This is a genomic window from Gemmobacter caeni (assembly GCF_003054195.1).
Classification (GTDB): Bacteria; Pseudomonadota; Alphaproteobacteria; order Rhodobacterales; family Rhodobacteraceae; genus Gemmobacter; species Gemmobacter caeni.
In genome coordinates this window covers 1-18,578 of record NZ_QBKP01000034.1, presented here as the reverse complement: position 1 = coordinate 18,578, position 18,578 = coordinate 1, and the positions used below count along the sequence as shown (strand labels likewise).

The window sequence follows — 18,578 nt, the reverse complement described above, 5'->3', positions numbered from 1 at the left end:
ACACCGCGCTCGGCATACCCGTCACGGAAGCTGTGGGATAAGTCCGTCCGGGGAAAGGGGAACCTCGGCCATAACCCGATTTGTGCAACAGAGCCTGTGGAATGTGGGAAAGGTGCGATGGAATACGGAATACGGGTTGTGCTGGTGATGAACAGGAAGGGCGGATCAGGCAAAAGCACGCTTTGCCGTGCCCTCGCCTCAGCCGCGATGGCCCGCGGCGAGACGGTGACCATCTTCGACACCGACAGTTCGAAATCCTGTCTGAACTGGATGAGGGCCGGGCAGACCGCGAATTTCATGCGCCAGAGGTCATTCATCGATCGCGGCAGGGCCACAGAGACCGTCCGCCCCGAATAGATCCCGGCCAGATTTCCTGGAAGGCCCTCCTGCGCAGTCAGCTCATCCCCGCGTGTGCGGGGAACAGGACGCAATAGGATAGCCGGAGATGCCGCATCGCGGTTCATCCCCGCGTGTGCGGGGAACAGACATCACAGCGCCCGCGCGTCGACCCGCTCCGCGGTTCATCCCCGCGTGTGCGGGGAACAGGTTTTATCGCCGCGACCGCCGCCCTGCACCGTCGGTTCATCCCCGCGTGTGCGGGGAACAGATTACGCGCGACTGAAAGCCACGGCTGACCGGCGGTTTATCCCCGCGTGTGCGGGGAACAGGGACACGCGCCGCTTTTCGGCGGCCAGTGCAGCGGTTCATCCCCGCGTGTGCGGGGAACAGACCGGACGCGATATTGAGACGGATCATGCGGAAGGTTCATCCCCGCGTGTGCGGGGAACAGGTGTAAAGCCAATGTCTGGGAATGGCATTCCGCGGTTCATCCCCGCGTGTGCGGGGAACAGCAGACCCCCAACGCAATGCCATAGTTGACGCGCGGTTCATCCCCGCGTGTGCGGGGAACAGAACGCGGCTCGCGCGCGATGTCCATCGGCAGGCGGTTCATCCCCGCGTGTGCGGGGAACAGGCATGGCGACGACCGGCAAGAGTGGCATCATCCGGTTCATCCCCGCGTGTGCGGGGAACAGTCGCCGATGCTGCGGATCTGCGTGGTCATTGTCGGTTCATCCCCGCGTGTGCGGGGAACAGCCCATCGTCGCGCATGCTCTGCGCGCAGAGGGCGGTTCATCCCCGCGTGTGCGGGGAACAGGTTGAAGCCGGTCGTGTCATTCCCGGCATAGGCGGTTCATCCCCGCGTGTGCGGGGAACAGATGTGCCGCGTCGTGCCAGTCCATTACGCCTCCGGTTCATCCTCGCGTGTGCGGGGAACAGGTGTGGGCAGCAACACATGGCCGACAAACGAGCGGTTCATCCCCGCGTGTGCGGGGAACAGGCCCCGCCCTCAAGGCGCGACATGATTGCCCACGGTTCATCCCCGCGTGTGCGGGGAACAGTAGGCGCCAACCTCTGCCGCTAGATCGGGGTGCGGTTCATCCCCGCGTGTGCGGGGAACAGATCTGAGGCGTGGCGCCAGACCGCGGACACGGCGGTTCATCCCCGCGTGTGCGGGGAACAGACAGCGAGTTGACCGGGACACCGACCTACATCCGGTTCATCCCCGCGTGTGCGGGGAACAGGCAGCGTCGGTTCAGCCCATCGCAAGGCCATCCGGTTCATCCCCGCGTGTGCGGGGAACAGTCCGGGACTGGGATGCCGCTTGGCGAACATGGCGGTTCATCCCCGCGTGTGCGGGGAACAGTTCGCATTCTCCATTGCGTAAAGTTCGACCATCGGTTCATCCCCGCGTGTGCGGGGAACAGGCCGCCCTTGCCGCCGCCATCGGCACGTCCGAAGGTTCATCCCCGCGTGTGCGGGGAACAGATGGCCACCCGCCGCACCGGCAGCCCCGCATCCGGTTCATCCCCGCGTGTGCGGGGAACAGTGGCGTCCGGTTTGTCGTCGGTCGGCATCAGGCGGTTCATCCCCGCGTGTGCGGGGAACAGGCCGATATCCCACTGCGTCCATGCGCTCGCGACGGTTCATCCCCGCGTGTGCGGGGAACAGGTGTTCGAGCGTGGCTCTGGTGGCCATGTCGGCGGTTCATCCCCGCGTGTGCGGGGAACAGGCCGCAGACACGATCTTGAGCGGGCGTGATTTCGGTTCATCCCCGCGTGTGCGGGGAACAGGGCTCCCGGTCAGCTTTGCCAAGCTGTTTCACCGGTTCATCCCCGCGTGTGCAGGGAACAGTCAGCGCGCCGTCATCAGAGGCAATGCCGGTCAGGTTCATCCCCGCGTGTGCGGGGAACAGGCCTATGGGGGTGGCAATGTCGCTCGGTCGCGCGGTTCATCCCCGCGTGTGCGGGGAACAGAGCCTAGCGCCGCAATATCCACGTCTTACCGCCGGTTCATCCCCGCGTGTGCGGGGAACAGATTCGTCTGCGCAATCGCGGGCTGATGCGCGACGGTTCATCCCCGCGTGTGCGGGGAACAGGCAAACCGCCCGTCAAACGTGAACGTCTGCAACGGTTCATCCCCGCGTGTGCGGGGAACAGATCGGCAGGCCGCGCAGGTAGAAACCCGTCGCCGGTTCATCCCCGCGTGTGCGGGGAACAGTATTCATCGCGGCGCTGGCCGCCAACGGGACACGGTTCATCCCCGCGTGTGCGGGGAACAGGCTTAGATGCGCCAAGATGTTCGCCATATCGGCGGTTCATCCCCGCGTGTGCGGGGAACAGCCACACACACTGGACGCCGCTGCCCGCGCAGCCGGTTCATCCCCGCGTGTGCGGGGAACAGTTCACCGTTCTGGCCGATGCTGACGCTGGCGCCGGTTCATCCCCGCGTGTGCGGGGAACAGGCGAAACGCTGGGCGAAGCCCACCGGAACACGCGGTTCATCCCCGCGTGTGCGGGGAACAGAGCGTCATTCGCGCCGCTCACAGTGCTATCGCCGGTTCATCCCCGCGTGTGCGGGGAACAGCTCACCGGCGCGCGCGCGGCCGGGAAATCAACCGGTTCATCCCCGCGTGTGCGGGGAACAGATTGAACGAGTCTCCAAGATTGACCGTGCTGCCGGTTCATCCCCGCGTGTGCGGGGAACAGGCCCGCCATAGACCACCGCACCATCCGCCAGATGGTTCATCCCCGCGTGTGCGGGGAACAGCGCCTCCACAGCCTCAATCAGCCGGTCAAGTGCGGTTCATCCCCGCGTGTGCGGGGAACAGATCCGAGAGGATTTTAGCCTTGGCGTCTGCAACGGTTCATCCCCGCGTGTGCGGGGAACAGGCCCGAGCGACAACATAGCCTTCGCTTGTCCGCGGTTCATCCCCGCGTGTGCGGGGAACAGGTGAGAGAGGCAGTTGAGCGCACTGTAGTAGGCGGTTCATCCCCGCGTGTGCGGGGAACAGCCCAGCACCGATCTTGCCGGGCAGAGTTGCGGCGGTTCATCCCCGCGTGTGCGGGGAACAGAGCGCCTGATTGCTCGCGCCAGCCTCGACCAGCGGTTCATCCCCGCGTGTGCGGGGAACAGGGCATAGGCCAGACCACTATCTCCGCGAAGGTCGGTTCATCCCCGCGTGTGCGGGGAACAGTGATCAACGGCGCTCTGCGTCCATCCGAACGTAGGTTCATCCCCGCGTGTGCGGGGAACAGTTCATAGGCCCGACGCCCATCCTGACCGACCGCGGTTCATCCCCGCGTGTGCGGGGAACAGGCCCCTGCGGTGACATTGACCGTCACCGGCAGCGGTTCATCCCCGCGTGTGCGGGGAACAGCGCCTCCAATGTCTACGGCGCCAAGCCTGCGGCGGTTCATCCCCGCGTGTGCGGGGAACAGGCCATTTCGTTGGCCGCGCGCCTTCTCCGCAACGGTTCATCCCCGCGTGTGCGGGGAACAGGTGTTCGAGCGTGGCAGCGGCGGGCATGTCGGCGGTTCATCCCCGCGTGTGCGGGGAACAGACCGGGCGGGGGCCATTTCTCTGTTCATTCAGCGGTTCATCCCCGCGTGTGCGGGGAACAGCCTCCATGACGAAAAAGTTTCCGGCCATCTGATGGTTCATCCCCGCGTGTGCGGGGAACAGCCGATCACATGCCAAATGCTCGTGAACTCCGACGGTTCATCCCCGCGTGTGCGGGGAACAGCCTTCCCAGAAGGATCTGATTTCACTTCATAATTACGATGTCAAAGAACTTACCGATTTTTTGCTCCCCGGCCCGGTCTGCTCAGTCAGGTTTCGCGGGGTGAAAGCTGACCAGTTTCAGACCGTCGAAATCCGCGGGCATCCTTCGGTTTCGGCCCGTCGTCGCAAAGTCAAAGCCCTGATCGGTCGGGGCGGTCCAGGCCATCACCGCGTCGCCCTCTTCGATATAGGTCACCACCTCGGCCCAGATCCGGTCGCGCGTGCGGGTGGAATAGTCGCCCACATAGACACCCGCCCGCACCTCCAGCAGCCAGGCGGCGAGGCGCCCGCGCAGTCGCGGCGGGGCGTTCGAGACCACCACCACCATCATCCCCGATGCCCCTCATCTCCCGAGGGCGCCCCATCGTCAAACGCGGGGCCAAGCGCCTCGGGCGGCGGGTCGGGCCGGGGCAGATCGCCCGCCGACAGCACCTCCTCGATGCGCGGGATGATCTTCGCCAGCAGGCCCGACCGGCGGAAGGCATCGCGGCAGGCCAGCCGCACCGCGCGCTCCGGCGCCATGTCGAGCTGGCCCTTTGCCGCCCGTGCCGCGATGCGGAACGCCTCGGGCACCACGGTTTCCAGCTTCCAAAGATCGGCGATGTCATAGACGAAGCTGAGCGGATTTCCCGTATGCAGGAAACCGATGGCAGGTGCGTAGCCTGCGGCCAGAACCGCCGCCTCGGTCAGACCATGCAGGCAGGAGGTGGCCGAGGACAGACAGCGGTTGGGCAGATCGCCCGCGTCCCAGTCCTGCACGTCATAGGCGCGGCGCTTCCAAGGCACGCCGAACTGCCGGGCCAGGAGATCATAGCTCTGACGCACCCGCACGCCCTCGATGCCACGCAACTGCTCGATCGAACGACGCTGCGGCGCTTCCTCGCCGAAGCGCAGGGCATACATCTTGCGCACCACGCGCAGCCGCGCCTCCGGGTTCAGCGCGATGCTGGCCTGCCAGAGCAGCCTGTCCGACCGCGCGCCACCGGGCTGACCGGCGGAATAAAGACGCACGCCGCCCTCCCCCACCCAGGTGATCAGCGTGCCGACCCGCGCGGCCAGCGCCACCGCCGCATGCGAGATGCGCGCGCCGGGTTCCAGCATCAGGCCGGCAAGACCGCCCACCGGAATTTGCGTGCGCGTGCCATCGCCATTGACCGCGACAAAGGCGCCATCCTGCACATCCAGTTGCGCGCGTTCGACGAAGACCAGCTGCGCCCGGTCCTTCAGCGGAATGGGGCGCGGCGGCGGCAGGCCGGGGATGCCCCCGCTCATCCCGCGCGTCGGATCAGCATGAGCCCGCATCCGAAGGCCCGCGCGCGGCCAAAGCCCTGCGCCAGACGTGCCACGAAAGCGGCGGGGTCGGTGACTTCCAGCATGCCGGTCATGTCGAGGATGCCGAATTGCGGCTGGCCCCTGCGCACGCCGCGATGACCGGGCAGCGCCATGACGGAATAATCGTTCACATTGACGCCGATCAGGTGAAATCCCCCGGCCTCGCCGTGGCGGGACAGCCATTCCGCCCCCGCCTGCTGTGCCAGCCCCATGCGGGCGACGGCGCGTTCGGCCTTGGGCAGGCCATGCAGCGCGTCCATCACCACATCCACCCGGCCCTGCCCCTTGCGGTCGCGCGTGGCATTGGCGCGCAACGCGAAGGACAGCCGGTCCCCCACTGTGAGGACCGGCGCAAAATCACGCACCTGCGGCGCGTCGAACAGATCGCCCGCCACCGGCGGGCGCGACGAAAGGGTCAGGAACGCGCCCGCCTCCTCCGCGCGCCACAAAAAGTCGCGGCGACGGTCCGGCCCGTCCGAGAAAGCGGCCCACAGAAGGCGGTGATGCGCATCCAGCCGCTGTCCGGGATCCTCGGGGTTCAGAAGCTGGTCAAGCGCCCGCGCCTGCGGATGGCGCGACAGGCGCAGACGAGACAGGTACAGCGTCATGCCGCAGCCTCCGGCGCGATACAGACCGCCCGCACCGCCACGGCACGCGGCACGAAATGCCAGTGCGCGCGGTCGGTCGCGCGGTCCATCCGCTGTTCCACATGCGTATCCTGCAGCGTGGCATCGACCATCATCCGCCGCGCCACTGCCCCTTCGCGCCAGGGCGGCAGGCGCAGGTGACGCAGCGCCTGCTCCGGCCCCTCTGCCGACACGATCCGCGCGCCCACGGGCGCCGCCAGCGGGCAGGATTTGCGCCCGAGCCAGAGCGTGAAAACCGGCCGTTCCAGCGCCGCGCGCAACCGCTCCAGCCCCTCGCCGCTGACCGCCACGCCATAACAGGCGCCGCCCCGGTAATCGCGCAGGGTGATCGTGGTATTGGTTCGCAGCTTGCCAGCGAGACGCAGCGCCTCAGGGCGGGAATTTGCCCGCTTCACCGCCGCCGAGGGGACAGTTTCAACCGTATGGTAATCGCGCAGCATCGTCCCGCCATCGAACACCGCCACCGCAATCGAAAGCGCCTCCAGCGCCGAAAAATCATCATCGCGCCGCAGACCCAGAGCCGCGCCCAGCAGCCCGAGGATGGCCGAGCGCCCCGGCCAGTCCAGCGTGCCGCGCCGTTCATGCCCCGCCAGATCGCCCATGGCGCCAAGTGCTGCGGTCAGGGTGAAAACGAGATGAGGCTGCATCACCCCTGCCCCACCGACGCCGCGGCGAAATCCGCGATGGCCTGAAGCGAGCCGTGGCCGCGTTCGACATCCATCACCTCGACCGCCTCCGCCACCGCGCCATAGGCCGCGTCGATCCTGTCGGCCATGCTTTCCAGCGCGTCAATCGCGCCCGGAATGCCCACCTGCGCCTTGACCGGCACGAAATAGGCGCCGGTCAGGTCACGCGGCTGCGCGGTGCCGCGCTCTGCCCGGATGTAATGGGCGCGCGGGCGGCTGGCAAAGCTGTTCTGCTTGCCGGTGGGCGCGGCCAGCGCCAGCGCCTTTGCCAGCGCCTGCAACCCCTTCGCGGCAAGGTCACGGTCGCCGCCCAGATTTTCCACCAGCAGATCCACGTTCACGCAGACATACTGGTAATAGACGCCCGAGCCGAAGGCGGTTTCCCCCAGATGCCCGGCGCCGGTTTCCCCGGCCTTGTTCAGATCGTCCACGGCGGAAAACCAGTCCTCCTCCGCCTGCGCGGCATGGGTGGTCATCGCATGGCCGACCTGCACCGCCGCCTCGCGGTTGAAATCGGCATCATCGGCCAGCATCCGGCCGAACATGGCAATATCCACCGCCCCGTCGGCCCGGCGCAGCACCAGCTTTTTCAGATCCTTCTCCTTCGGCAGTTCCTCGCCCGCCAGAATGCGCCCCGCCAGTTCCTCGGCCAGCGCCCATTCCGCTGGCGAGATGAAGGCCAGCGTCGTCGCCACCCGGTCGGCCGGAGCGTCCTTCTTCGGGGCATCCAGCTTGCCGAAGATCGCCGCCACCGTCTCGGCCGCCGCCTGCGCCGCCGCCGCCTCGGCCCCGCCCGCGATCAGCCGCTTCACCAGCTCGCCATAAAGCCGCTTGGTCCGCGTGCCCAGATTGCCCGCCAGATCCAGCGCGAAATAAGTGCTTTCCCGGATCGCCCGCTTCGCCGATTGCGAGGAAATCCGTAGGCGCGGCACCCCGCCGACCATGGCCTGCTTGGGCCGGCCCTGATCGTCGCGGTTGGGGTTCGAGGGGCCCCAGGGCGTCAGGATGTGGAATTGCAGGAAGGTCGTCATTCGGAAATCTCCTCGGAAACCGTCTGGGGCGCCTCCACCCCGTAATAATCGAAACACCAGCGGCGGCGGACCTCCTCGCCCCAATAGAGAAGGTCGCCGCCCAGCCGCGCCACGTTGCACCGGCGGTCGGCCAGGGTGATGGCGCGGCGCAGCGCCCCGGGCAGTTCATCGCCCTCCGCCCGCATCAGCCGCTGGAAGCGCAGTTCCGACATCAGCGGTTCCGCCCCGCCCAGAGCGCGCGCCAGCGGCCGCGCCTCATGCTCGCGCACCTCGGCCAGCAGGCGCACCAGAAAGGCCAGCCTTTCGCCATCGCGCAGGTTCAGCGAACGGGCCAGATCATGCACCGCACGTTCCGCCAGCGCATCGACCGGCCCCGCCCGCCGCAGCCGTGCCGCAAGACCGCGCGCCGCAGCACTTCGCCGGTCGCCCAGCTCGCGCGCCCACCAGCCCAGAATGATCGAACCATCGCTCATGCCGCCCTGCCCTTCTTCTTCGCGGGCAGCGGCATCTGCAACTTGCCGAACATCGTCCCGCCGTATTTGCCATATCCCCGGAAGGCCATCGCCAGAAAACCGCGCACCTCAACGATTGCCCGGATCGTATCCGTCTCGCGCCGGTCCAGCCCCGGCAGCGCCAGCGCGTCAAACCGCGCCAGCGCCGCGCGCTGCAATTCCGCCAGCCAGCGCGCCGCCACCCCGGCCGGGGCCTCCCCGGCTCTCAGCGCCGCCAGAGCCGCGCCGAAAGCGGGTTCGGTCTCGGCATAAAAAGCCTCGCGCTGAGCTTCGCGGGCCTCTCCGCCAGCCAGCACCGGCTCCAGCGCGGCGCGGAGCGCAAGCGCCGCCTGTTCGGCCGCCTCCACCAGACCGGCCAGCATCCCCGCCGCCTCCCCCGGCAGCGCGACAAAGGGCTGAACCGACAGCGTAAAGTCACGCGGCTTCATATTGTCCATCGCCCAGCCCGCCAGCAGCACCGTCGCCCCGCCCGGATCGCGCACCCGGCCCCCATAGGCCCGCAGACAGGCCGCACGTTCGCGCAAGGCGGTGTCGGGCGCCTCGGCCAGAATGCCCAGCCAGTGCCGATAGCCGAACCGCCCGGCCCGCGGATGAACCGGCAGCCATTCCTCGCCCGCCTTCAGCCGGTAATGCGGCGAGAGCGGGTGCATCCAGCCCGCATAATTCGTGCCCCAGGGCTTTTGCACCACCCCCGTCACCAGATCGCCCGCGGCAATCAGGCGCAGACGGCGCGGCATGCCGAAAAACGCCTCGGGGCCGAAGGTCGCCCCCTGCGGCGGCGGCACCTGCGCACCCTTGTCCGACAGCCGCGTCGGCGCCATCCACGGCAGGCAGGCCACAGCCTGCGGCGTGCCGTCCGGCACATTGGCCCAGATCAGTGGCCACAACCCCTGCCCCGGATCGACCAGCGTCACCAGCGGCCCACCGCCCCGCATCGAGGTGCGGTTGCCCGCCCCGCCGCTGGGTGCATGGGCCTGAAAGGCATAAAGCGCCATCGCCGCAAGCCCGGCCTCCAGCGCCGGATAGCGCTCCCGATGCACCATCAGATCGGCATTGTTCCGCGCCGTATTCGCCCCGGCGCTGTCGATGAACAGCATATCGGGGGGGTTGGCCTCCCCCTCCAGCCGCTCCAGATCCTGAAGGAACAGCGGCCCTTCCCCCAGCAGGTTGAAGGCCGGGGCCAGCGGCGCCAGCCGGGCGCGCAGGCGGTCGGGGTCCGGGGTCTGGCGATCCTCCCAATCCTCGGCATCGGCGGGCGGATCGGCCAGATAAACCAGACCGATCAGCAGCTCCAGACAGGCGATATTGAGATCGGGGCGCGGCCAGTCCGGCCGCAACAGCGTCGCATCGGCCATCTGCCAGGGCGCAATCACCCGCCGCGCGCCGGTGCGATCAAGAACGGGAATCCACGGGTCGGTAATGAGATTTAGGGACAAGAAAACACCTCAGGGCTAGAGAAAAAAGGCCCGCGCTGTTCACGCAGGCCTTGCCCCGGCTTAGGATCCCGCTAAAATGGGTTCATCCAAGTCGGGGAGAACTCAGGGTATTTTATGCACTGTGCCAACCCCTCTAGATCTTGCCGCTGCAACGGCACGCCATAACTTCAGGAAAGCCTCGGTGCCGGATAGGCATTGAGGCTTTTTTCATCCTGCGTGATTCGGGCACGCTCTGTCAATCCCCCCTCCTAACAACCTCCCCCGGTCCCTCACATAGAGGAACCGCGCTAGTGCTTACATCCCCGCGTTGGCGGGGAACGCTTTCTCCCTCACAAGAGGATCCCCGATAGTGCGGGTCATCCCCGCACATGCGGGGTATCGAACAACAAACCCAAATCCGGATCATAGCGCAACCCCTCGCAGATCGCGCCATCCTCCGCCACGGGGCAGATCCACAGCGCGTCGCGCTTCCAGTCGGGCCAGCCGGCCTTGACGGCGACAATCGCCGGGGCGTTCTGATCCGGCAGGGGCAATGCCGCCAGCCGCACGAGGCTCGCCGTCACCTCTGACAAGGCCCAGCCCTCCGGCCCTGCGGCGAAGGGCTGCAAGCCCCCCTGCCCTGCCCGCGCCAGCACAAGCACCCGCTGCGGCAAGCCCAGCCGCGTCGGATAATCGGCATCGTTCGACGCCGCCCCGCCGTTGCGATAGCCTTCAGCCAGTCGGATCACATTCTGCCAGCCATGGGCGCCGCGCGCCGCGTTACTGCCCAGCCGCTCCGCCTCGGCGTGCAGCAGCGGTTCGGGCACCGGCGGCAGGTCCGCGCCATGCACCGCCTCGATCAGCCCGCGCAACCCGGAGGGCGCGACGATCCGGCCTTCGCGGAACAGATGATCCGCCGTGCGCCATTGCAGGTCATGCGGATAAACGAAGGCGCCGCGATCCAGCACCCGGTTCAGCCAATGCGCATCCGCAACCGCCGCCGGATCGGGCGAAACCACATGCAGCACCGGCGCCGGAACCGGCCGGCCCGCCCGGGGCCGCGCCTCCATATGCCGCCACAACCGGCCGGTGCGCTGCACCAGCGCCGCCATGGGCGCAAGGTCGGAAACCATGACATCGAAGTCTAAATCTAAAGAAGATTCAATGACTTGAGTTGCAATCATCACCCTGTCCGCACGGCCAGCACCCGCCTTGCCGAACCGGCTCAGCGCGGCGGCCTCGATCCGTTTGCGGTCGCAAAGGGCGAAACGGGCATGCAGAAGGTCGGCCTCGACCCCGGCCGCCCGCAAATCCTGCACCGCGGCAATCGCATCATCCACCGCATTGCGCACCCAGACACAGGCCGCGCCCTGCCCGGCCGCCTGCGCCAGCAGCGTCACCGCCTCGGCGGCACTGTCCAGCCGGGCCACGGCAACCGCGCCTTTCGCGCCGGTCTCTTGCGGCAGATCTGTCCGCACCGCGCCCGAGGAAAGCGTCAGCGCCGGATAGGCCGGGTTTTCGGCCGCGCCCTCATAGGTGGCCAGCAACCGCCGCCGCAGATCAAGCGGCAGCGTCGCCGTCAGCAGGATGGCCGATCCGCCCGCGCCGCGATGCAGCCGCAAAAGCTGTTCCAGCACGCTGGCCATATAGGGTTCGCCGATCTCGTGGACCTCATCGACAATCAGGATCTTCGACGACAGGCCGAAATGCCGCAGCGTGTTGAACCGCGTGGGCAAGGCCGCCAGAAGGGCCTGATCCACCGTGCCCACACCCACATCCGCCAACAGCGCCTTGCGCCGGTTCTCGGCCAGCCAGGGGGTGCAGGTGATGGTATCGCTGCTTTCGCGCGCGGCGTTGACGATGCTGCGATACCGCTCGGACAAGGCACTGCGCCCATGCGCCAGCGTGACCGAGGGGACACCCGCGAACAACCTGCCCAGCACCGTCTCGGCGCGCGCAAACATCGCATCCGCCGTCGCCATGGTGGGCAGCGCGAAGAACAGGCCCCGCCCCTTGCCCGCCTGCATCATCCGCTGGGCCAGGATCAGCGCGGCCTCGGTCTTGCCAGCCCCGGTTTCATCCTCGATCACCGCCAGCATCGGGCCTTCGGGCAGGTCGATGGACTGACAGGCGGCCTGCATCGGGCGCAGGGAGAAATCGAACAGCGGCACAGTCCCGATCGGGGTGCCCGCAAGCCCGGCCTCGGACACCGCGCGCGCGGCCCTTTCCCGCGCGCCGGTCAGGTAATCCGCCAGATCCGGCCCCGCCGCCATCGCCGGAAACCACCCGGTATTGGAGCCGATCCAGTCTGCCGCCGTCACCAGCCCCGGCAGCCACCAGGATAACGCCTTCGCCTGTGCCGTCGTGACATCGGCCAGCGATGCCTCGGGCCAGAGCGCGAGAAAGGTCGCGACAACCTCGCCAGAATCCTCCACCGCCTGCATGCCAGTCAGGCCAAGCGGACCGCTGAATCCCTTGTCGTTCAGGCCCGGCGGCCAGCCGTGATGGCCCGCCGATGCCGCGACCAGCTGGCGCAGCGGCCGCCACTGGGCACCGAGCCTGTCTTCCAGCATTTTTTCATGGTGCCGCAGCAGGACTTCGGTGATTTCCCAATGCTTCTGGCTTTGTCGCCCCCCGTCACGCAGCATCGCCCGGAACTGGTTGCCGATCTTGCCCAGATCATGCAACCCCGTCAGCAGGATGAGTGCTTGCGTCAATGGCTTCGGAAAGCGAAACGGAGCAATCAGCACCTCGGCCACTGCCGCGACATCCAGCATGTGATAGACGGCCGGATGTTCCGGCATTCCCTCCGCAATGGCGCTTTTTCCCGGCCAGTCCAGATAACCGCGCATCTCGCCCCCGTTTTCCACCACCCGATCACCGGAGTTGACAGCTGTCAACTTTCACGCCGCCACGGCGGTTGGCCGGTTCAGCAGCGCCATGATCATCGGCCCCGGCGAGAAGCCGCCCGAAGCCGCGCGCGCCGAAAGCGCCCGCAGATAGCCGCCGGGGTTCTGGATGCTGCCAATCCGCTGCAACATGGCCGAAACCGCGATGGCCGCCGGGGCAGGGCCCATGACATGCAGCGCTTCCTCCCATGCGGAAGCAGAAATACCCATCATTCCGCGCAGCTCGGCGGCGGTTGCCACCAGATCACGCCAGGAAGTCAGGTTGGTCCGGCTGTAAAGCCGCAGGTCGGGGCAGGCCTTCAGCACGATGTAAAGCGGCAGCACGGGTTCAGCCTCGGTTTCCGGTCCTGGCTCAGGCTCTGGCGTATCGGCCGCCGCCTTTGCCATTTCTTGGCAAGGTTCAGAATCCGAAGAATCTGGTTTTGAATTCGTATGGTGACGCCCGGAATGAGCGGCAGAGCCGACCATTTCCTCTGTCGCAACACACACCATTCGGTTCAGGGCGCGCAAGATATCCCCAGCCTGATCCAGCAGGCGGGTGATGGTTTCCATATCCATCTTGCGACGCAACGCGGCCCGCAGCGGCAGCAGGCGGGCGGCAAGGCCGTCCCAGTTGCCGGGCAGGGCGCTTTCCAGGCCATAGGCGATCAGCTTGGCCGCATCGCGCAGCCGCAGCACCAGCGCCTCACGCGAACGGCGCAGGGTCTCGGCGGCTTCGGTCACCTCGGCGGCGGCGGCGGCGATCTCGGCGGCGCGGTTCAGCAATGGGCGCAGATCGAAGCCAAAGGCAAGGCTGAGCGCGCCCGAGGCATCGCGCGCGGCATAGCGCTTGCCATTGGGACTGTCCTGCCGCCAGATCAGCCCGGCGGCCACCAGCGCGGCCAGATGCCGGCGCAGGGTGCTTTCGGCCATGCCATGCGCCCGGTCCGACAGGCTGGCATTCGACGGAAACACCACCAGCGCCGCGTCATCTTCAAGCACCTTGGCGGGCAGGAAGGTCAACAGCGCGTAAAGCACCGCAAGATCCCGGTCGCTCAGGCCAAAGCGGGCGCGGGCGGTGCGCAGGTCATTGAAGATCGACCATTTGTCGATACGGGGCAGGGCCGGAGCCGTTTCCGCCCGCTGGCGCGCTGCCAGAAGGCCAGAAGTGACCGACTGCCGCCCGAAGGGCGTCAGGGAAATATGTTGCATGTGATGTCACGAGACAAAAAGAGACCCGCCACCCGAATCGGGCAGTTGACAGCAGGGCAAACGAGGGGCTATTCCTTGAGTGCTAGATCAAGAATGGGCCTCTCGGGACGCAAGTCCTGGGGGGTCTTTTCGTTTTGCCGGGTCGTGCCTCCTTTCCGGTCAGGGTGTATCTTTCCCGGCATTGCGGAGTTTCCGCGCCTGCCAGTCGGTGAAAAGGTCGGGCAGGGCCTGCACCAACCAATCCTCGAAACCTTCGGTATGGGCCAGCCGGAGCTTCAGCGTGCAGAAGTTCCGGTCGTATTTCGCCTGTCCCAGCGGCACCCCGTCAGAGGTGTAAAGCCGCTGCGCCTCGGGCAGGCGGGCCGCATCGGCGGCGCGGCGACGTTCGATGATGCGCGCCATATAGTCCCACGCCGCCTGAAACCTGTCATCCGAGCGGGCAGCCCCCGACAGCGCGATCATGGATTGCAAAGTGGCGGCGTCCGTCTCGGTTTCTTCCATCAGACTGGCGAGCGCCACCCAGCGGTCACGCCCGACCGCGGGCGCGCTGCCAATGCCTGCGATGATCTCGGCCGGGATGCGATCTGCCACCGAAAGCATCCGGCTGAGCAGCGTCTTGTCCACGGAAAGGGCGTCGCAGATGACCTTCCGGTCATAGCCGATTTCTTGCAACTGTCTGGCAAAATTGACTTTTTCAATGAATGACAGATCACGGCGGGCGGTGTTTTCCTGCCCCTGCGCCAGGATCAGCTCGCGGTCGTCCAGATCGCGGATCAGCGCCTTGACCGGCTGCCCGAGGTCGCGCATCGCCAGAACGCGGCGGCGGCCATAGACGATCTGGTAGCGGCCTTCCTTCTCGGGATGCGGGCGCAGCAGAACCGGCACCTGCTGGCCATATTCAGCGATGGAGCCGCGCAGGCCCGCTTCGGCCGCATCATCGGTTTCAAGACGGTCCCGCACACCGCCAGCCTCGATCAGGAAAGGGTCGATCTCCACGACCGAGCGCGCTTTCAGATCGGCGATGGACCGCGAGACGGCGCCGATCGCCCCCCGGCCGGAGCGGGGCGGCAGGGCAGGGGCCTCGGCCGCCTCGGCGGGGGCCCCTGCCGGAGCATCAAGCAGGCCCTTCAGAACGTCTTTCCGGGCCATCAGCGCCCCCATGCCTGCTGGATCAGCGCCTCGATCTCGCCATTGACGGCGTTCAGGCTTTCCATCGCGCGTTCATAGGTCGCGCGGGTGAAATCGGCTTTCTCCACCTCGTAGAGCGTCTGTTTGGTCAGGCCCGCATCGGAAATCGCGGTGGATTTCAGCACGGGGTGGTTCAGCACATGATCGCCGAACAGGCTGCGCATGAAGCTGACCATCTGGTTCTGCGGCCCGTCGCCGGGTTCGTAGCGGGTGACCAGATAGCGCAGCCAGTCGTAATTCATGTTGCCGCCAGCATCGGCCACCACGCCCAGCAGGTTCGAGGTCATCAGAAGGAACTGACACATCGACATCACGTCGAGCATCTGCGGATGCACCGTGACCAGAACAGCGGTGGCGGCAGACAGCGCGGACATCGTGAGGAACCCCAGTTGCGGCGGGCAGTCGATGACAACGGCGTCGTAATCGCCTTCGACCTGCACCAAGGCATCGGAAATCCTGGTGAAGAAAAGGTTACCGCCGCGCGCGGAGAGCGCGCGGGGGGTTTCATGTTCGAACTCCATCAGCTCCAGATTGCCGGGCACGATGTCGAGGTTGGTGAAATAGGTCGGGCGGATGATGTCGCGCAGGGGCAGGGGGTCTTCGTAGCGGATGGCATCGTAAAGCGTGCCGCCATCCAGCAGGTCGAACTCGGGCTGGAAGCCATGCAGCGCCGAAAGGCTGGCCTGAGGATCAAGGTCGATGGCCAGCACGCGATAGCCGTCCAGCGCCAGCTTCTGCGCCAGATGGGCGGCGGTCGTGGTCTTGCCGGACCCGCCCTTGAAGTTGATGACGGTGATGACCTGAAGATGGTCACCCGGACGTCGGCCGGGCAGATAAGTGCCGGGGGTCTTGGTCCCGGCCTCAAGCAGACGGCGCAGTTCCATGATGTCGGCCGAGGAATAAAGCCTGCGGCCGCCCGGCCCGGTCATCGGCTGTGGCCCGCGCCCTTCAAGCGAAAGCTTGCGCAGATAGGCGTCCTTCACCCCCAGCAGCCCGGCGACCTCGCCGCTGGTAAAGCGCCGCAATTCCTTGCGGGCGTCGGGCGGGAAAAGCTGCGCGCGATGCGCCATGAGCCGTTCCGACAGGCGGGCGGCATGGTCACCGACCAGCCGGTCGATGCGTTCGTTGGTCTGTTTCATCTACTGCCCCGCACCGTTTGTTACGGCATTCTTCGGAATTTTCAGTTCTTGGCGTAATTAAATGAAGCAAGAATCAGATTCGGGCAAGAACATTCTGCCAGATATGGCGCCGGCAGGGCAGGGGGGCACAAGATCCACGGCAGCCCTGCGCCAGAGAACGCGATCCGTCGACGACCCGCCACAGACCCCGTTCGCCAGCCCGATATGTTGCTGGCAGTTGACACTGGCTCAGCAGGAAGATTTGTGCTTAAATGTGTACAAGCGAACACACGCGCCATGACAGGGGGGTCTTATGCCTGCCAGCACAACACTGACAATCCGCATCAGCCCTGACGTCAAGGACAAGCTTGGCCGTCTGGCGCAGGGCACACGCCGCAGCAGAGCCTTTCTGGCCAGCGAGGCGGTAGAGGCTTATGTGGATCGGGAACTGGAAATCATTGACGGGATTGAGCGCGGCCTTGCAGATGTCGCCGCCGGTCGCACCGTGACACATGATGAGGCTATGGCCGCTGTTCGGGCGGCGATCGACGCGACCCGTGGCGGGAAGGCGTGAAACGTCCCGTCATCTGGTCACAGTCCGCACTGGACGACCTGAAGGCGCAAGTGACCTATATCGCGGCGGAAAACCCGGCGGCGGCACAACGTGTCGCCGATGCGATCAGCACCGCTGCCGCCGCGCTTTCGGATATTCCGACGGGCCGCCCCGGCCGTGTGGCCAATACCTATGAGAAGCCAGTAAGATCCCTGCCTTATATCATCGCCTATGCGATCAGCCCCAGCCCCACCGGAGAAGCGATTGCCGTACTTCGGGTGATCCATACGGCACGAGACTGGCCCGATGAACAGTGGCCGAAGGCTTGAGACCTCTCAAGGCCCCGCATGTTCCTTGCGCGCCGCTGAAAGACCCGCGCTTTAGGCCGCCTTTGCGGCAATCGACAGGAATGGCTTTGAACTGATGCGGTGGATGCCCCCACCCAACGGCATCACGTATGCCATGATGGTTTCACCGGAACCGAAGGGAGGGCACATCGATGACGACACCGATCAGCATGCTGGCGATCGACTTGGCGAAGGGCAGTTTCCAAGTCTGCGCAATTGGATTGGATGGGGCGGTTCTATACAATCGCGTTCTGTCACGGACTCGCCTGGCGGCGCTTCTGGCTGAGCAGCAATCCTGTATCGTGGCGATGGAAGCCTGCGCCACGTCACATTACTGGGGCCGGGTGGCGCAGTTCCATGGTCATGAGGTGCGCCTGGTGCCGGCGGCGTATGTGAAGCCGTTTGTCAAACGCCAGAAAAACGACAAAGCGGACGCTGAAGCCATCGCGGAGGCGGCCTCGCGCCCCACCATGCGGTTCGTGGCTGTGAAGAGTGCCGAGACGCAGGGCCGGGCAGTAGCCTTTCGGACGCACCAATGCTTGGTCAGGCAGCGCACACAGCTCATCAATGCGCTGCGGGGGCATCTGGCTGAGTTTGGGCTGGTGGCGCCGAAAGGGCCGGCGAGCCTGAAGGTGCTCGAGAACGCGCTGGCCGACGAGACCAGCGTTCTGCCGATCCAGGTCCGGGAGATGGGAGCGATTTATCTCGACCAGATCGCCAGGCTGACGGAAGTGATCGAACAACTGGCGGGTGAACTCGAAGCGGCATCAAAGACGGATGATCAATTGCGTCGGCTCTGCACGATCCCGGGGATCGGCCCTGTCACCGCAGGCGCCGTCGCAGCCTTTGCACCGGATCTCGACACGTTCGACAGCGGGCGCAACTTTGCCGCCTGGCTTGGCTTGGTGCCACGCCAGAGGTCCACTGGCGGCAAGACCAGGCTGGGTGCGGTCAGCAAGATGGGTCAGACTGACATCCGCCGCTTGCTCATTGTTGGCGCCATGAGCGTGATACGCTGGGTAGTGCGCAAAGGTGGCAGCGCAAACCGCTGGCTGGCAACGCTCGTGATGCGCAAGCCAAAGATGGTCGCGGCCGTTGCGCTTGCAAACAAGATGGCCCGGATGATCTGGGCACTGACAACAAAGGAGCAGGATTACAGAATGGCGTGACCCGAGCCCGGGAGGGCAGCGGCACGGCATGGCCGCAAGGCCGGGGTGAGCGATCGACGAGGAGTAGGCGACACGGACTTCGAAGTTCAAGGCGGGAAATTCAGACCCGGCGCTCGAGCGCTTGCAGCTCTCTGAACCGATGTGAACCCAGCCTTCCGAACAGCATACCGGCCCGTGGCGTCATGAAGGCCACGCTCCGAGGCCTGACACACGTCCGATCGAAGACCCCGCCGACAAATCAAAGATTCTGCTTGCCAAACAGGGGGCAATGGTATGGACCCCGCCGCCTTCGGGTGGCGTATCCTAGGAAGATAAACAGGAGGGCTCGTGCCATGGAGATCAAAAGGATCGGCCTTGA

At 66.1% G+C, this 18,578-nt stretch carries 15 protein-coding genes and 1 CRISPR repeat array; of the genes, 4 read left to right on the top strand and 11 right to left on the bottom strand.

Annotated features, from left to right (window positions below):
* Window positions 1-117 precede the first annotated feature (117 nt).
* The gene (locus tag C8N34_RS27325) at window positions 118-357 is read left to right on the top strand and encodes a nucleotide-binding protein (protein ID WP_108130882.1); all 240 of its coding nucleotides are present in this window, start codon (window positions 118-120) and stop codon (window positions 355-357) included.
* A 38-nt stretch (window positions 358-395) separates the two neighbouring features.
* Window positions 396-4,084: direct repeats of the CRISPR family, unit length 29 nt; unit sequence CGGTTCATCCCCGCGTGTGCGGGGAACAG.
* Window positions 4,085-4,165: 81 nt separating this feature from the next.
* Here C8N34_RS27325 and cas2e read toward each other — a convergent pair.
* The 11 genes from cas2e to repA form a co-directional block, all read right to left on the bottom strand.
* Entirely contained in the window at window positions 4,166-4,453 is a 288-nt protein-coding gene (gene cas2e, locus C8N34_RS24440) for a type I-E CRISPR-associated endoribonuclease Cas2e (protein WP_108130881.1), read from the bottom strand.
* Window positions 4,450-5,394 carry a type I-E CRISPR-associated endonuclease Cas1e gene (gene cas1e, locus C8N34_RS24435; RefSeq protein WP_108130885.1) on the bottom strand — a complete coding sequence of 315 codons (945 nt, stop codon included), beginning with the start codon at window positions 5,392-5,394 and terminating at the stop codon, window positions 4,450-4,452. Before cas1e ends, cas2e begins: the two co-directional genes overlap by 4 nt.
* Window positions 5,391-6,062, bottom strand: a complete 672-nt coding sequence (cas6e, locus tag C8N34_RS24430; RefSeq protein WP_108130880.1) for a type I-E CRISPR-associated protein Cas6/Cse3/CasE — start codon at window positions 6,060-6,062, stop codon at window positions 5,391-5,393. Before cas6e ends, cas1e begins: the two co-directional genes overlap by 4 nt.
* Window positions 6,059-6,748 carry a type I-E CRISPR-associated protein Cas5/CasD gene (cas5e, locus tag C8N34_RS24425; RefSeq protein WP_108130879.1) on the bottom strand — a complete coding sequence of 230 codons (690 nt, stop codon included), beginning with the start codon at window positions 6,746-6,748 and terminating at the stop codon, window positions 6,059-6,061. Before cas5e ends, cas6e begins: the two co-directional genes overlap by 4 nt.
* Window positions 6,748-7,818 carry a type I-E CRISPR-associated protein Cas7/Cse4/CasC gene (gene cas7e, locus C8N34_RS24420; RefSeq protein WP_108130878.1) on the bottom strand — a complete coding sequence of 357 codons (1,071 nt, stop codon included), beginning with the start codon at window positions 7,816-7,818 and terminating at the stop codon, window positions 6,748-6,750. The genes cas5e and cas7e overlap by 1 nt, the downstream gene beginning before the upstream one ends.
* Window positions 7,815-8,291, bottom strand: coding sequence for a type I-E CRISPR-associated protein Cse2/CasB (gene casB, locus C8N34_RS24415; protein ID WP_108130877.1), 477 nt, complete (start codon window positions 8,289-8,291; stop codon window positions 7,815-7,817). Before casB ends, cas7e begins: the two co-directional genes overlap by 4 nt.
* The gene (casA, locus tag C8N34_RS24410; RefSeq protein ID WP_108130876.1) at window positions 8,288-9,766 is read right to left on the bottom strand and encodes a type I-E CRISPR-associated protein Cse1/CasA; all 1,479 of its coding nucleotides are present in this window, start codon (window positions 9,764-9,766) and stop codon (window positions 8,288-8,290) included. The genes casB and casA overlap by 4 nt, the downstream gene beginning before the upstream one ends.
* 356 nt (window positions 9,767-10,122) lie before the next feature.
* A complete protein-coding gene (gene cas3 / locus C8N34_RS24405; protein ID WP_242013912.1) occupies window positions 10,123-12,645 on the bottom strand; it encodes a CRISPR-associated helicase Cas3' in 2,523 nt (840 codons plus the stop codon).
* A 3-nt stretch (window positions 12,646-12,648) separates the two neighbouring features.
* Window positions 12,649-13,845 (bottom strand): plasmid replication protein RepC, encoded by a 1,197-nt coding sequence (gene repC / locus C8N34_RS24400; RefSeq protein ID WP_108130875.1) that lies wholly within the window; start codon window positions 13,843-13,845, stop codon window positions 12,649-12,651.
* A gap of 159 nt (window positions 13,846-14,004) precedes the next feature.
* The gene (gene repB, locus C8N34_RS24395; RefSeq protein ID WP_108130883.1) at window positions 14,005-14,994 is read right to left on the bottom strand and encodes a plasmid partitioning protein RepB; all 990 of its coding nucleotides are present in this window, start codon (window positions 14,992-14,994) and stop codon (window positions 14,005-14,007) included.
* Window positions 14,994-16,172 (bottom strand): plasmid partitioning protein RepA, encoded by a 1,179-nt coding sequence (gene repA, locus C8N34_RS24390; RefSeq protein WP_108130874.1) that lies wholly within the window; start codon window positions 16,170-16,172, stop codon window positions 14,994-14,996. The genes repB and repA overlap by 1 nt, the downstream gene beginning before the upstream one ends.
* A gap of 292 nt (window positions 16,173-16,464) precedes the next feature.
* Between repA and C8N34_RS24385 the strand changes: the two genes are divergently transcribed.
* The 3 genes from C8N34_RS24385 to C8N34_RS24375 all read left to right on the top strand — a co-directional run bounded on the left by C8N34_RS24385 (window position 16,465) and on the right by C8N34_RS24375 (window position 18,220).
* Window positions 16,465-16,725 (top strand): CopG family ribbon-helix-helix protein, encoded by a 261-nt coding sequence (locus C8N34_RS24385; RefSeq protein WP_108130873.1) that lies wholly within the window; start codon window positions 16,465-16,467, stop codon window positions 16,723-16,725.
* Window positions 16,722-17,033: a type II toxin-antitoxin system RelE/ParE family toxin gene (locus C8N34_RS24380; protein ID WP_108130872.1), complete on the top strand. Its 312-nt coding sequence runs from the start codon at window positions 16,722-16,724 to the stop codon at window positions 17,031-17,033. Before C8N34_RS24385 ends, C8N34_RS24380 begins: the two co-directional genes overlap by 4 nt.
* A gap of 170 nt (window positions 17,034-17,203) precedes the next feature.
* The gene (locus C8N34_RS24375; RefSeq protein ID WP_108130871.1) at window positions 17,204-18,220 is read left to right on the top strand and encodes an IS110 family RNA-guided transposase; all 1,017 of its coding nucleotides are present in this window, start codon (window positions 17,204-17,206) and stop codon (window positions 18,218-18,220) included.
* Window positions 18,221-18,578: the final 358 nt, after the last annotated feature.

Excerpts from the sequence above, each read along its gene's own strand:
- C8N34_RS27325 (WP_108130882.1), top strand. The coding sequence starts at position 118 with ATGGAATACGGAATACGGGTTGTGCTGGTGATGAACAGGAAGGGCGGA.
- cas2e (WP_108130881.1), bottom strand. The coding sequence starts at position 4,453 with ATGATGGTGGTGGTGGTCTCGAACGCCCCGCCGCGACTGCGCGGGCGC.
- cas1e (WP_108130885.1), bottom strand. The coding sequence starts at position 5,394 with ATGAGCGGGGGCATCCCCGGCCTGCCGCCGCCGCGCCCCATTCCGCTG.
- cas6e (WP_108130880.1), bottom strand. The coding sequence starts at position 6,062 with ATGACGCTGTACCTGTCTCGTCTGCGCCTGTCGCGCCATCCGCAGGCG.
- cas5e (WP_108130879.1), bottom strand. The coding sequence starts at position 6,748 with ATGCAGCCTCATCTCGTTTTCACCCTGACCGCAGCACTTGGCGCCATG.
- cas7e (WP_108130878.1), bottom strand. The coding sequence starts at position 7,818 with ATGACGACCTTCCTGCAATTCCACATCCTGACGCCCTGGGGCCCCTCG.
- casB (WP_108130877.1), bottom strand. The coding sequence starts at position 8,291 with ATGAGCGATGGTTCGATCATTCTGGGCTGGTGGGCGCGCGAGCTGGGC.
- repC (WP_108130875.1), bottom strand. The coding sequence starts at position 13,845 with ATGCAACATATTTCCCTGACGCCCTTCGGGCGGCAGTCGGTCACTTCT.
- repB (WP_108130883.1), bottom strand. The coding sequence starts at position 14,994 with ATGGCCCGGAAAGACGTTCTGAAGGGCCTGCTTGATGCTCCGGCAGGG.
- repA (WP_108130874.1), bottom strand. The coding sequence starts at position 16,172 with ATGAAACAGACCAACGAACGCATCGACCGGCTGGTCGGTGACCATGCC.
- C8N34_RS24385 (WP_108130873.1), top strand. The coding sequence starts at position 16,465 with ATGCCTGCCAGCACAACACTGACAATCCGCATCAGCCCTGACGTCAAG.
- C8N34_RS24375 (WP_108130871.1), top strand. The coding sequence starts at position 17,204 with ATGACGACACCGATCAGCATGCTGGCGATCGACTTGGCGAAGGGCAGT.